The sequence below is a fragment of the Falsirhodobacter halotolerans genome, from assembly GCF_022899245.1.
In the GTDB taxonomy this organism is placed as follows: domain Bacteria; phylum Pseudomonadota; class Alphaproteobacteria; order Rhodobacterales; family Rhodobacteraceae; genus Falsirhodobacter; species Falsirhodobacter halotolerans.
The window spans coordinates 858659-871605 of the sequence record NZ_JALJAZ010000001.1 but is presented as its reverse complement, the minus strand read 5'-3'; the positions used below and the strand labels follow the sequence as shown (position 1 = coordinate 871605).

The following is a 12947-nucleotide window of genomic DNA, read 5'->3' as shown; positions in this document are numbered from 1 at the left end:
ATTTCCAGGGAGTAGGTCACTCTGTGTAAAATGGTGAGCAGATGTGGATCACTTCGTTGCCCCCTTCGCTCACCACGTCGGAGGATGATTCACATGACTTAGTTTGCAATGGAACCATGCCCTTAACCCGATCAGTTCTGCGTGCCAATCTGCAGCCAGCTTTTTCCCGTCGATCGGTGCGGTGAACCCGACGCTGACCATCATCGCGAATGCCCTGCGTGTGGCGGACAGGATCGTGGGTCGGCTGTAGCGGGCCGTCACGCGCCCGGCGCCCCGCCATAGGTCCAAAGATAGTTTGGCGGCATCGGCCCCTTGTTGCGGCCACCCTGCTGGCTCTGTTCCCAGGCATGGGCCAGAATGCCGACCGAGCGGGACAGGCAGAAGATGCCGCGCGCAAGCGGGGCGGCAAATCCCAGTTCGGCGAAGATCACCGCCGTGGCGCCGTCGATGTTCATCGGCACGCCCCGGGGTTTTCCTCGCGCAAGCTCGGCCTCGATGGCCCGGGCGATGGCGGCGAACCGGCCGGAAATCTCTCCCTGGGCCGCAAGATCGTCGACCAGGCCCAGAAGGCGCGGCGCGCGCGGGTCGCCGTCCTTGTGGAACCGGTGCCCGAACCCCGGAACGAACTTGCCGTGTTCGGCGCGATGGGCCTTCAGCGCCTCCGGCACTGCCGCGGGTCCGCCCGCCCGGTCGATCCGGCCGAACAGCTCCACCAATTGTTCCCCCGCGCCGCCATGGACATCCCCCAGCACGTTCACCGCCGAGGCCATCGCGTTGTTCAGCCCCACCCCGCAGGTGACGGCCATGCGCGCAATGGCGATCGACGGGGCCTGCGGCCCGTGATCGACCGAGGCGACCAGCGCCGCCTCGAGCAGTCTGGCCTGACCGGGGGTCGGCAGATCGCCCCGCAGCATCAGCCAGATCATCTGCGGAAAGCTGACCGTGCCGATCAGATCCTCGATGGGGCGGTCGCGGAACTCGATCACGCCCGGCTCCATCCGGATGATCGAGGTCGTCCACCAGTCCTCTACGGAGGGGTCGGTCATCGTGTTTTCTCCTTGTCCCGCCCGCGCAGGTATCGTTCGGTGTCCTGACCCAGCCGCGGCGGCGGGGCGGCGACGCATGGCCGCTGGCCGTTGATGGTCACGGGCGAGGCGACCAGCGACAGCCGTTGCCCCGCGACCCCCTCCATGGGCCCGAAGTCGTGGACGAGCCCGCGTTGGGACAGGTGTTCGGAGGCCAGAACCTCCTCGACCTTCAGGACCGCGCCGCTCGGCACGCCGATCGGGTTCAGCTCCGCCTCCCACTCGCGGGCGGATTTGCGGGCCAGCGCCGCCTCGATCTCCCCCCGCAGGGCATCGCGGTTGGCCTTGCGATCCTCGCGCTGGCGGTAATCGGGATGGGTCAGCAGATGGTCGCAGCCGATATGGCGGCACAGCGCCTCCCACTGGCGATGTTCGTTGGCGGCGATGTTCAAAAGCCCGTCGCGCGTCTGAAACGCGCCGGAGGGGGCCGCCGTCATGTTCTCGTTGCCGATCACCGCCGGCGGCACCCCCGCCACCAGCCAGTTCGACACGGCCCAGCCCATCGTCGCCACCGTCGCCTCCAGCATGGACACGTCGATGAACCGCGCCTCGCCACGATCGGCCAGGGCAGCGCAGATCGACATGGCGGCGGTCAGCCCGCCGATCGTGTCCGCCACGGGAAAGCCGACGCGCAGCGGGGTCACCTCGGGCGTGCCGGTGACGGCCATGACCCCGGCGGCCCCCTGGATGATCTGGTCATAGGCCGGGCGGTTCGCCCATGGACCCGTCTGACCGAAGCCCGAAATGGCGCAATAGACGAGATCGGGCTTGCGGGCGCGCAGCACCTCCCATCCCAGTCCCAGCCGATCCATCACGCCGGGGCGGAAATTCTCCACCACGACATCGGAGGTTGCGACCAGGGCCAGAAAATCGGCCTTGCCCTCGTCGGTCTTCAGATCGAGTTCCACCGACCCTTTCCCGGCATTCTGCGCCAGAAAGGACACGCCCATCAGATCGGCCGACAGATCCCGCGATGCGCCCAACTGACGGGCAAGGTCGCCGCGCCCCGGGATCTCGATCTTGATGACCTCGGCCCCCAGATGCGCCAGCTGCTGGCACGCGAACGGGCCCGCCAGCACGTTCGTCATGTCCAGAACCCGGATGCCCGAAAGGGGGGAGACGGATCGGCTTTGCGAGGTCATGCCATGTTCCCGAAGGTGATGACGGGTTTGACCTCGGTCTGGTTCCTCATGGCAGTCAGGGCATCATTGACTTGGTCAAGACCATAGCTGTTCGAGATCAGACGCCCAAATGGCAAATCGGTTCCGTGGCGGCGGATGAACTCCATCGCCGCCCAGTAATCCTTGGCACCGCCGGCAAGCGATCCCAAAACCCGAAGGTTGCGGTTGACGAAGGTGGACGGCTTGATCGTCACTTCGCCCTGACCTAGTTGACCCACCAGCAGATAGCTGCCGCCGCGACGCGCCAGATGCAGACCTTCCGTGAACGCGTGGGGGTTACCTGCAAATTCCATCACCACGTCGGCGCCTCGTCCACCGGTGGCGTCCAGCACGAAGGCACGTCGTTCCTCGGCCGACGTCCTTTCGACCGACAGCACGTCGTCTGCCCCGAAATCCCGCGCCAGATCAAGGCGGCCATCCGGGGCGCCGATCGCAATCACGCGGCGCGCGCCCGACATCCGGGCCACGCCCGTCGCCAACAAACCAAGCGGACCGGTGCCCTGAACCACGACGGTATCAGTATGCCGGACCTCGCCAAGTTCCTCGACCGCATGAATGACCGACCGGAAGGCGCAACTGGCCATGCTGGCTAGAGGGCTGGCCACACTTTCCGGCACCTTCACCCGCCCCGATTCCGGCAGAACATAGACATAGTCCGAAAAGCCGCCAAGAAGGTAGGGCGCGCGTTCCATCGTCTCATACATGTAGGCGCGGGCGTTTTGGCAGAGAGTTGGTTTGGCCGCGACGGTGCACATGTAGCAGTGGCCGCAATTGGTCCGGGTCCAGACGATGCGGTCGCCAATGCGCAGATCCTGTCCGACGCTGTCGCGTTCGGCCCCCGACCCGAACGCCACGATCGAGCCGGTCATTTCGTGGCCGACGATTACCGGCAGTTCGACCGGTCGCGCCAGGCCACCGTTAGAAAGATGAACGTCGGTGCCGCAGATGGTGCAGCAATCGGTTTTCACAAGGATGGCCCCCGGTTCAATCACTTGCGGAATGGGCACGTTCTCGATCTTCAAAGGGGCACTGTATCGGCGCAGCACCGCCGCTCGGGAATATTCAGGAATTTTCATCGACTTATCCCAGAACGAAGGGGTTGGCACGGTTGGGTTCGGGGGTGATCCAAACGCTTTTTGTCTCCAGATAATCCTTGAAGGCGTCCACCCCGCCCTCACGCCCCAGGCCCGATTGCTTGTAGCCGCCGAACGGGGTTGCGAAACTGGTGGTGCGGTAATTGTTCACCCACACGGTGCCCGCGCGGATACGGTCGACGGCCCGCATGGCGCGCGCCAGATCGCGGGTCCAGACGGCGGCGGCAAGACCATAATCGGTATCATTGGCGATAGCATAGGCCTCTTCCTCGGTGTCGAAGGCAATGACACTGGCCACGGGGCCGAAGACCTCCTGTCGCGCGATGCGCATGTCGTTTGTAACATCGGTCAGGATCGTGGGGCGGATGAACTGTCCCTGACCCAGACCGGGCCCGCTCACGATATCGCCCCCGGTTACCAGGCGTGCGCCGTCTTCCTGCGCCATGGCGATCATCGAAAGGATTTTGTCGAATTGGGGTCGGGTGCAGATCGGCCCGATTTGGGTGTCCGGATCTGCCGGATCGCCAATCCGGGCTGCCTCGGTCGCGGCGGTGAAGGCTTCAAGAAATGGTTCCAGAACGCTTTTCTGGACAAGCACCCGGCTGCCGGCCATGCAGGTCTGGCCTGCGGCGGCGAAGATGCCTGCGATGGCCCCCTTGACGGCCTGGTCCAAATCGCAATCATCGAAGATGATATTGGGCGACTTCCCTCCAAGCTCCAGCGTCACCGGCTTGAAATAACGAGCCGCCGCCATGGCGACGTGCCTCCCACCTGCCTCACCCCCGGTGAAGGCGATCTTGGCGGTCAGGGGGTGAGAGACGAGCGCCTCGCCCACTTCGTCGCCCATCCCCGTCACCACGTTGATCACCCCCTTCGGCATCCCGGCTTCATCGGCAAGACGCGCCAGTTCCAGCACCGAAGCCGAAGCGAACTCGGACGGCTTGACGACGATGGCATTCCCCGCCGCCAGCGCTGGTGCAAGCTTCCATGCGGTCAGCGACAGGGGCGAGTTCCACGCGGTGATCGCCACGACGACGCCGATGGGTTCGTATTTCACATAATTGAAGACGCCCGGCTTGTTGATCGGAACCACGTGGCCGCCAACCTTGTCGCACAGACCGGAATAGTAATTAAGCCACTGCGCCATATTGGCGACCTGGCCCCGGACCTCGGCCACCAGCTTGCCGTTGTCGCGCTGTTCAACCTCGACCAGACGGTCGGAGTTGCTTTGGATATAGTCGGCAAAGCGGCGCAGCAGCGCGCCCCGCGCGGTTGGGGTCAGCCCCACCCAGTCGGGATTGTCCATTGCGGCATGGGCCGCGCGCACCGCCCGATCGGCGTCGGTCGCGTCCGAGCGTGGGACCTCGGCCCACGTCTTCCCAGAGAACGGCTCGACCGCATCCATCCAACGCCCCGACGCTGGCTCGACCCAGCCGCCATCGATATAGTTGGAGTATTTGATCATGTTTCCACCTTCTCATTTTCAATCATGTTGTGGCGTTTGCCTCTTCGGTTGAGGAACGGAAGCGCCAGCATCACCGCGATCAGCAAGATGAAGACCCAATTCACAACACCCGTGAAGAAGATCGCGGGATCGTCGCCGCTGATAAGCAGCGCTCGCCGCAATTCCGATTCCGCCATCGGACCCAGAATGACTGCCAGAACGGCGGGCGCGGTGGGGATTTGAAGCTTTTCCATTGCATAGCCGACCAATCCGACGATGAGCATGGTCCAAACATCAAGAATGCTGTTGCCCACAGTGTAGACACCGATCGACGTCAGCACCACGATGCCCGGAGCGAGCAACAGCGGCGGAAGACGTAAAGCGTTAATGAAGAGCCGAGATCCGAACAGGCCGACCGGGATCATCATCAGGGCCGTGATACCCATCGCGATCATGAATCCATATGTGATTTCGGCGGTTTCGCGAAACAGAGCAGGCCCTGGCCGCAGGCCATGCACCAAAAGCACCCCCATTATCACCGCCGCCACGGCAGACCCCGGCACACCCAGCGTGAGCGCGGGTATCAACGTCGCCGCCGTATCGGCGTTGTTGGCGCATTCGGCCGCCGCTATGCCCTTGGGTTCGCCATCGCCATAGCGGTCACCCTCTTTCGCGCGGCGGCGAGCCTCATTCCAAGAGATGACCGCTGCGATGTTGCCACCTGCACCGGGCATGATACCGACAATCACGCCGATCACTGACGACCGCAGCCAGACCGGCAGCAACGAACGCATGAAAAAGGCGTCGTCAGCCTGCTTGCCGGTCACAAGATCGTTGCCCGAAACACGAAGTGCCTTTTCGACCAGCTCAAGCGCGGGCGGGATGGCATAAAGACCAGTCAGCACGACAATGATGGAAAACCCCGACAGCATGTAAGGGGCGCCAAAAGTATAGCGTTCGGCGCCGGTGATCTGATCGATCCCGACAAGCCCCATCAGCAGCCCTGCGCAGGTCGCGATCATACCCTTTGAAAGTGATCCCCCCAACACCGACGTAATGCAGAGCATGCCGAAGATCGCGAGCCAGAAGAACTGCGCCGGACCGAACTTCAGGGCCAATGCCGCAAGGGGAGGCGACAGCAGGATCAGGCAGAGCGCGCTGACGAACGATCCGAAGGCAGAGGAATAAAGTGACACCCGCAGGGCAAGCCGAGCGCGGCCCTGCCGGGTCATCGGGTAACCGTCAAAGACCGTGGCGATACCTGCGGGCGTTCCGGGAATACGTAGCAGGATCGCGGGGATCGATCCGCCGTACATCGCGCCGTTGTAGATACCCGCCACCAGACCAAGTGCAATCAAGGGTTGCATTCCAAAGGTGAACGGGATGAGCACTGCGATACCCATCGTTGCCGACAACCCCGGCAAGGCACCAATCAGCACCCCCATTATGGTGCCGCCGAACATCGCCAATACAACGGTCGGCGTCAGGACATTGGCGAAGCCGTCCGCCAGGTGTGTCAGAATATCCACGCGAAGACTCCTTGGCGATCGAAAATGATATCCGCGGGCAGAGGGCTTTTGAGAAGGACGGCGAATACGAGCCAGAGCAGCCCTGAAAGGCAGGCCGCCGCGATCACCGCGTGCCACGCCGGGCGCAGGCCCATCAGGATGGGCGTGACCCCAACGAAGACGAAAGTCGCGGTCAAAAAGCCGCAATGCGGGATAGCGGCCACAAACGTCACGAAAAGCACCACCAGGGTGCCAAGCCTGCGCAAGGACGCCAGCGAGATTGTCGTCCCCCCCTCATTGCGCGGGTATTTGCGCAACAACCCTATGGCCCATGCCAGAGAAGCGAGGGTGCCGAGTGTCGATACCGCCAAAGGCATGAAGGCGGCGGTCCCACCATACCCGCTGCCCACCCACGCCAGCGTGGCGAAAAGCGCGGCCAATAAGATGGCGGCACCAAATTCTGCCGCGATCAGCCAGCGGGAGGGCACGGCGAAGTCGTCACGCGATGACATATCAATCGACCCAAGGGTTTTCGTCCCAGAGCGTTTGGTAAAGTCCTTGCAGTTCGATCAAAGTGGCCGTGAATTCATCCGAAGCTTGGTAATCAAGCGGCAACGCCTGTTTTGCAGCGGCGGCGCGGAAGTCCTCATCGGCCACAGCTCTGCCCACGGCCTCGGACAGAATATCGATAATGGCAGGATCGAGGTCTGCGGGCGCACCCACACCGCGATAGGCGCCCGATACGATGTCGATACCCTGTTCGCGGAAGGTCGGCACGTCGGGCGCCCCTTCCCATCTCTGGGCCGCCATCTGGCCGAAAGTCACGATTTCCCCCTCGTTCACGCTGTTGATCACTTCGCCAATATTCATGGAGCCGAGCGCGATGTGACCGCCCAGGACCGCCGCACGGATTTCCGACGAGCCACTGAACGGCACATGCCGAAGCGTGATGCCCGCCTCCCGTTCAAGGGCCAGTATTGACAAGTGATCATCTGACCCGATGCCCGTGGTGCCATAGGTAATGGTGCCCGGAGCCTTTTTGGCCGCGGCGATCAGGCCTGCCAGATCACCAAAATCATTATCAGGCAGCGCCACAAGGGACCCGGCATCAAATACAACGTTGGCGATGGGTTTGATCTGCTCAAATGCGAAAGACGTGTCGCGCTGGATCGGAATGGTAAGGATTGTCGGTGTGTTGATGAAGCCGATAGTGTAACCGTCCGGGGCCGCCTTGGCGATGTCGCTGAAACCCAGTTCACCTGCGGCACCCGGCTTGTTGATGACCGCAATGGTCTGGTCGCCGGGCAGATATTTATCGATGTAGGGAACGAGTGTCCGAGCGGCGATGTCAGTGCCGCCGCCCGCACTGTAGGCAACCACCATGCTGATTGTCCGGTCAGGGTAATCTTGGGCGGTCGACGAACCCGCCGACAGGACGAGTGCCGCAAATGCACCCAGGGCGCGCGATGTGTTCATGATCATCCTCCTTGTAACGGCCTCCCCGCCGTCTGCCGCAACAGTGGACAATCCCGCAGGACGTGTCCACAGTGCGGAACCCTGGTTTCACTCAATGGAACAGCCCCAATGTCCTCAGAACAGCGTGTCGAAGCGGTCGAGAAGGCGTTGTCGATCCTCGATGCCTTCTCAGAAGAGCGCAGTTCGTTCAGCCTTACTGAATTGGCGGCGGAGACGGGGATCTCGAAAAGCTCCCTTCCCCGACTGCTCAATTCCCTGATCCTGTTCAGTTTCGTGACACGGGATTCCGACCAGCGATACGCGCTCGGCGCGAATGTCTGGCGCTTGGGCGCGTTGTTCCGGCGGCGCTTCGATCTGGGCGAAAAGATCCGGCCCGAACTGCACCGGCTGGTCGATCTGACGGGCGAGACGGCCTCGTTCTATGTGCGCAAGCAGGAGGAGCGCATATGCCTTTATCGGCAGAACTCTCCGAACCCCGTGCGCCATCATCTGGATGAGGGATCGCGAGACTTGGGAAAGTAAGGCCACAAGTGCGTTCTCGGCACATAAATCGGTCAGAAAAGGTCCCTGATCAATTCCCTCCTTCGGGACGCCTGAATCAGCTCCGGCCATTGCTTTCAGAGACCATATCGCAAATATAAGAAATATCTGATTTGATTTCAGACGCTGACGGCCGCTTTCATCCGTTCTCGCCCGAGCGTATCGCGCGGGCCCTCGACTTCCACAACGCCGCGCTTGATGACATAGACATGGTCGGCCAAGTCATACGCGAAGTCGAAATACTGCTCCACCAGCACGATGGCGATATCGCCCTTATCCTTGAGATAGCGGATGACCCGCCCGATCTGCTGGATGATGTTCGGCTGGATGCCTTCCGTCGGCTCATCCAGTAAAAGCAGCTTGGGGCGCATGATCATCGCGCGGGCGATGGCCAGCTGCTGCTGCTGGCCGCCTGAGAGATCGCCGCCTCGCCTGCGGGCCATATCGTGCAGGACGGGAAACAGGTCATAGACCTCTGCCGGAATGCGGCGATCGGTTTTCGGCAGAGTCGCGAACGCCGTCTCCAGATTTTCGGTGACCGTCAGCAGGGGAAAGATCATCCGCCCTTGAGGCACCACGGCCACCCCCCGCCGCGCCATGGCGTCGGGGCGCAATACGGGCAAATCCTCCCCGTTCAGCCGAACCTTGCCGCCCGATCGCGGATGGGTCCCTGCGATGGCCTTCAGAAGCGAGGTTTTGCCCACCCCGTTGTTTCCCATGATGCAGGTGACCTCGCCCGCCCGCGCCTCCATGTCGATACCGTGCAGGATCAGGCTCTGGCCGTAGTGAAGGGTCAGGTTTTCGGTCTTCAGCATCATCCGCGTCCCAGATAAACCTCGATGACCTGCGGGTCCGAGGTGACGTGATCAAGCGAGCCTTCGGCCAGAACCGCCCCTTCATGCAGAACGGTCACGCGGCATCCCAGGCGACGCACGAAATCCATGTCGTGTTCCACGACCACTACCGCGCGTGTGGCCGCCAGTCGGCGCAGGAGGGCCGTCGTGGTTTCGCGTTCGGCCAGTGTCATTCCCGCCGCCGGTTCATCCACCAGCAAAAGGCGCGGTTCCTGCGCCAGAAGCATGCCGATCTCCAACCACTGCTTTTGCCCGTGCGAAAGCTCGCCTGCAATGCGCGGCAGGTGGTCGGCCAGACCGACCTCGTCCGCCAGCGCGTCCACCTTCGCATGATCCTCGGCTGTCGGACGGAATCGCAGGACGGCGAAGGGGTTGCGCGGCTTTTTCAGCGCCATCATCAGGTTGGCGCGCACGTCTTGGTCCTCGAACACAGTGGGGCGTTGGAACTTGCGTCCGATGCCCGCGCGGGCGATCTGCGCCTCGTTCATGCGCAGAAGGGATTTCGGCACCTCGCCGAACAGGACGTCGCCACTGTCAGGGCGGGTCTTGCCGGTCACGATGTCCATGAACGTGGTTTTGCCCGCCCCGTTCGGCCCGATGATCGCGCGCAGTTCGGCGGCGTTGATGGCAAAAGATAAGTCGTTGATTGCGCGAAACCCGTCGAAGGTGACGGAGATGCCGCGCACTTCCAGAAGTGCGCTCATGTCTTCCTCCGGTCGAACAGCCCGCCGATGCCACGTGGGGCGAACAAGGTGACCAGGACGAAGGTCAGGCCCAGCAGAACCTGCCACCAGTTGACCCAGTCGATGCGGTAAAATCCCAGATCGACCGAAGGGGCGCGTCCACCGGTGAACCAGCTGGACAGGAGCGAGACCACCGCCGCCCCGATCACGGCACCATACAGCCGTCCGCGCCCGCCGATCGCCACCCACACCGCCAGATAGATGGAGGCGATGGGCATCATCTCTGCCGGATTAACGATGCCTGCTTGGGGATAATACAGCGCGCCTGCAACGGCCGCGATCACCGCCGTCAGGGTGAAGACCACCAGCTTGAACCCTTCGACCGGATAGCCGAGGAAGCGGACCCGCGCCTCGTCGTCGCGGATGGCGCGGATGACCGACCCGAACTTGCCCCCCACGATCCACGCCGTGCCGGCATAACCCAACGCCAAGGCGAAAGCCGAGGCCCAGAACAGCCACACCGCGGTCACCGCCTGGGGTGCGGACACCCCCGGCAGGTTCTGCAACCCCGACAGTCCGTTATTGCCGCGCAGGCCGCTGTCATTCTGGAACAGATAAAGTGCCAGCGCCAGCGTCATCGCCTGCGTCAGGATCGAAAGATACACCCCCGTCACGCGGCTGCGGAAGGCGAGCCAGCCGAATATTCCTGCCAGCCCCCCCGGCACCAGCACCACAAGCATCAGTTGCAGTGGCAGGCTGTCCGCGAAGGTCCACACCCACGGAATGTCGGAGGATCCCACCACACCGAAAATCTGATTGCCGATGCCCTGTCGAATTTCCTCCGCCGTGGCGGGCAAGGGGGCACCCGACAGGGCCTGCACCACGATCGCCTCGGTCCGCGCATACATCAGCCACATGCCGATCAGGTATCCCCCAAGTGCGAAGAACGCCATATGCCCCAGGCTGAGGATACCGGCATAGCCCCACACCACATCCATCGCCACCGCCGCCAGACACAGGCACAGCGTCATCCCCAACGTCTTGACGAACGAGGTGGAGACCATCCCCGCCCCGGCCATTATCGTCACGACGGCGGTAAAGATCAGCAAAAGCGCCAGAAAAATCACTGTCGAACGCCGCATGTCAGTCCCCCGCCGCGCGGCCCTTCAGGGCAATGATGCCCCTTGGCCGGAACTGGATGAAAATGATGATGAACAGGATCATGTAGGTTTGGGCCGCCAGTGTATTCGAGGGGTTCAGCCACTCGATCCCCTTTTGCAGGAACCCGATCAGCGCGGCCCCGGCCAATGTGCCGAAAATATTGCCGACGCCCCCCACGACCACGGTCATGAAGCTTTGCACGATATACTGCTGCCCCAGTTCGGAGGTAACCTGCGCGAACAGCCCGATCGCCACACCGGCAATGCCCGCAATCCCCGATCCAAGTCCGAAGGCCAGCATGTTGATCCGATTCGGGGAAATGCCCATCGAGGCGGCCATCGTCGGGTTCTGCTGCACGGCCCGCACCTCCAGCCCCAGCCGGGTGCGGCGCATGATGAACAGGTAAAGGCCAAGAAACAGCAGTGCCAGAACGAAGATCGCCACGCGGATCCAGCTTATTCCCACGATGTCGTTCAGGGCCCATGACCCGCTTAGCCAGTCCGGCGCGGTCAGAGGGCGTGCCTGCGTGCCGAAGATGTTTTTGGCCAATTGCTGCAACATGATCGACACGCCGAAAGTTGCCAGAAGCGTTTCCAGCGGGCGATGATACAGATGGCGGATCACCAGCCGTTCCAGCACCACCCCCGCCGCAAAGGTCACAAGAAATGCCAGCGGCAGTGCCACGACCAGCGACAGGGTTCGGTCCGGCACGATCTGCTGCACGACATAGCCGGTATAGGCCCCCATCATGATGAAATCACCATGCGCCATGTTGATCACGCGCATCACGCCGAAGGTGATCGCCAGCCCAATAGCGGCAAGAAAATAGATCGACGCAAGCGACAGCGCATCCAGCGCCAGGTCTGCGGCCTGCATTGCGCCCAACTTCGCCTGAATTCCCAGAAGGGCGGCGCGGGCGGCATCGGTCACCACCGCGTCCGGCTCGACATAGACATCCGCGAAATGCGCGCGGTCTAGTATCGAATCCACCTCCGCCTCGGTTGCGGCCGTCGGAACGGTGCCTGCCGCTTCCAGCGCGGAGTAGGCACCCTCGCGCGCCTCGGCCGTGTCGAGCGCGGCGACCGGAACGCCCGCCACCTGCCCGTTCACGATATTGGCGACCAGCGCGCGATGCGCGTCGTTCGGCGTCAGGCGGGCGGGGGCAAGGTTCGCTTGCACAAGCAGGTCGTAAGCCCCCTCCCGCCCCAGGTCCGCGACGGACAGGATGCGGGCGATGTTGCCGACAGGTTCGTCAAACGCGGCCACGCGACGGGTGGCAAGAAGCGGGTTCAGCGCCGCGCGCACGTCCAATGACAATGTGGCGCCAAATCCCTGGATCGCGACCACGCGGGCCGCCGGATCAGGGTCGAAGCGCAGGGTCAAAAGCCGTTCCAACCGTGCCAAGTCGGCATCGGAACCGTTCGCCAATGCCTCGCGGACCAACGGCAGATGTTCGGGGGCGGCATTTCGCGCGATGGCATCGCGCGCGGCCCCCCGGGCCACCGGATCCGGATCGGTCAACTGGAATTGCACCAATGCCGAGGCGATCAGCCCCCGCACCCCCGCGTTCGGCCGCAGCACGGTCACATCTGCGGCGGGCAGTGCCGCACCGCGGAGATCGGTCAGCCTGTCACCATCCGCAATCACGAAAGCCCCGTCGGCTTGGCGCACGGCCAGCCGGCGGCCTTCCCACGCGGCAAGGACATCGCGCACGGCCGGATCGCCACTGTTTGCAATCGCATCGATGACCGGCCCGATGCTGGTGCGGGACGGCTGGACGATCTGGTCGCGGTTGGCGTTCAGGACGGTCGCCAGATCCTGCGCGGCCACCGGCAGGGCCAATGTCAGCATGAAGAAGATGGAAAGGAGTATCTGCATCGTCGCCCCTTGGCAGGTCAGGAGCGCCCTCAAAGGGCGCCCC

Annotated in this window: 12 protein-coding genes; 1 reads left to right on the top strand and 11 read right to left on the bottom strand. The window is 63.0% G+C overall.

The genetic code is table 11. The features are described 5' to 3' along the window. Positions 1-257: 257 nt before the first annotated feature. From MU449_RS04590 to MU449_RS04560, 7 genes are read right to left on the bottom strand one after another with little or no spacing between them, the layout of a single operon-like run. Positions 258-1046, bottom strand: a complete 789-nt coding sequence (locus MU449_RS04590) for a citryl-CoA lyase (RefSeq protein ID WP_244735985.1) — start codon at positions 1044-1046, stop codon at positions 258-260. Further along, complete coding sequence (locus MU449_RS04585) at positions 1043-2227, bottom strand: CaiB/BaiF CoA transferase family protein (RefSeq protein ID WP_244735984.1); 1185 nt, start codon at positions 2225-2227, stop codon at positions 1043-1045. The genes MU449_RS04590 and MU449_RS04585 overlap by 4 nt, the downstream gene beginning before the upstream one ends. Then, a complete protein-coding gene (locus tag MU449_RS04580) occupies positions 2224-3342 on the bottom strand; it encodes a zinc-binding dehydrogenase (protein ID WP_244736821.1) in 1119 nt (372 codons plus the stop codon). The genes MU449_RS04585 and MU449_RS04580 overlap by 4 nt, the downstream gene beginning before the upstream one ends. Positions 3343-3346: 4 nt before the next feature. After that, complete coding sequence (locus MU449_RS04575) at positions 3347-4825, bottom strand: aldehyde dehydrogenase (RefSeq protein WP_244736820.1); 1479 nt, start codon at positions 4823-4825, stop codon at positions 3347-3349. Then, a complete protein-coding gene (locus MU449_RS04570) occupies positions 4822-6333 on the bottom strand; it encodes a tripartite tricarboxylate transporter permease (RefSeq protein ID WP_244736819.1) in 1512 nt (503 codons plus the stop codon). The genes MU449_RS04575 and MU449_RS04570 overlap by 4 nt, the downstream gene beginning before the upstream one ends. Next, positions 6321-6824, bottom strand: coding sequence for a tripartite tricarboxylate transporter TctB family protein (locus MU449_RS04565; RefSeq protein ID WP_244736818.1), 504 nt, complete (start codon positions 6822-6824; stop codon positions 6321-6323). The genes MU449_RS04570 and MU449_RS04565 overlap by 13 nt, the downstream gene beginning before the upstream one ends. A gap of 1 nt (position 6825) precedes the next feature. Next, the gene (locus tag MU449_RS04560; protein WP_244736817.1) at positions 6826-7788 is read right to left on the bottom strand and encodes a Bug family tripartite tricarboxylate transporter substrate binding protein; all 963 of its coding nucleotides are present in this window, start codon (positions 7786-7788) and stop codon (positions 6826-6828) included. A 108-nt stretch (positions 7789-7896) separates the two neighbouring features. Here MU449_RS04560 and MU449_RS04555 point away from each other — a divergent pair, with 108 nt between their 5' ends. Continuing rightward, positions 7897-8310: an IclR family transcriptional regulator gene (locus tag MU449_RS04555; RefSeq protein ID WP_244736816.1), complete on the top strand. Its 414-nt coding sequence runs from the start codon at positions 7897-7899 to the stop codon at positions 8308-8310. A 137-nt stretch (positions 8311-8447) separates the two neighbouring features. Here MU449_RS04555 and urtE read toward each other — a convergent pair whose 3' ends face one another. From urtE to urtB, 4 genes are read right to left on the bottom strand one after another with little or no spacing between them, the layout of a single operon-like run. Continuing rightward, positions 8448-9146, bottom strand: coding sequence for an urea ABC transporter ATP-binding subunit UrtE (gene urtE / locus MU449_RS04550; protein WP_244736815.1), 699 nt, complete (start codon positions 9144-9146; stop codon positions 8448-8450). Further along, positions 9143-9886: an urea ABC transporter ATP-binding protein UrtD gene (urtD, locus tag MU449_RS04545; protein WP_244736814.1), complete on the bottom strand. Its 744-nt coding sequence runs from the start codon at positions 9884-9886 to the stop codon at positions 9143-9145. The genes urtE and urtD overlap by 4 nt, the downstream gene beginning before the upstream one ends. Then, a complete protein-coding gene (urtC, locus tag MU449_RS04540) occupies positions 9883-11007 on the bottom strand; it encodes an urea ABC transporter permease subunit UrtC (RefSeq protein WP_244736813.1) in 1125 nt (374 codons plus the stop codon). The genes urtD and urtC overlap by 4 nt, the downstream gene beginning before the upstream one ends. Before the next feature lies 1 nt (position 11008). Continuing rightward, complete coding sequence (gene urtB / locus MU449_RS04535) at positions 11009-12904, bottom strand: urea ABC transporter permease subunit UrtB (protein WP_244736812.1); 1896 nt, start codon at positions 12902-12904, stop codon at positions 11009-11011. Positions 12905-12947 lie beyond the last annotated feature (43 nt).

Excerpts from the sequence above, each read along its gene's own strand:
- urtC (WP_244736813.1), bottom strand. The coding sequence starts at position 11,007 with ATGCGGCGTTCGACAGTGATTTTTCTGGCGCTTTTGCTGATCTTTACC.
- MU449_RS04580 (WP_244736821.1), bottom strand. The coding sequence starts at position 3,342 with ATGAAAATTCCTGAATATTCCCGAGCGGCGGTGCTGCGCCGATACAGT.
- urtD (WP_244736814.1), bottom strand. The coding sequence starts at position 9,886 with ATGAGCGCACTTCTGGAAGTGCGCGGCATCTCCGTCACCTTCGACGGG.
- urtB (WP_244736812.1), bottom strand. The coding sequence starts at position 12,904 with ATGCAGATACTCCTTTCCATCTTCTTCATGCTGACATTGGCCCTGCCG.
- MU449_RS04555 (WP_244736816.1), top strand. The coding sequence starts at position 7,897 with ATGTCCTCAGAACAGCGTGTCGAAGCGGTCGAGAAGGCGTTGTCGATC.
- MU449_RS04575 (WP_244736820.1), bottom strand. The coding sequence starts at position 4,825 with ATGATCAAATACTCCAACTATATCGATGGCGGCTGGGTCGAGCCAGCG.
- MU449_RS04565 (WP_244736818.1), bottom strand. The coding sequence starts at position 6,824 with ATGTCATCGCGTGACGACTTCGCCGTGCCCTCCCGCTGGCTGATCGCG.
- MU449_RS04590 (WP_244735985.1), bottom strand. The coding sequence starts at position 1,046 with ATGACCGACCCCTCCGTAGAGGACTGGTGGACGACCTCGATCATCCGG.
- MU449_RS04585 (WP_244735984.1), bottom strand. The coding sequence starts at position 2,227 with ATGACCTCGCAAAGCCGATCCGTCTCCCCCCTTTCGGGCATCCGGGTT.
- urtE (WP_244736815.1), bottom strand. The coding sequence starts at position 9,146 with ATGATGCTGAAGACCGAAAACCTGACCCTTCACTACGGCCAGAGCCTG.
- MU449_RS04560 (WP_244736817.1), bottom strand. The coding sequence starts at position 7,788 with ATGAACACATCGCGCGCCCTGGGTGCATTTGCGGCACTCGTCCTGTCG.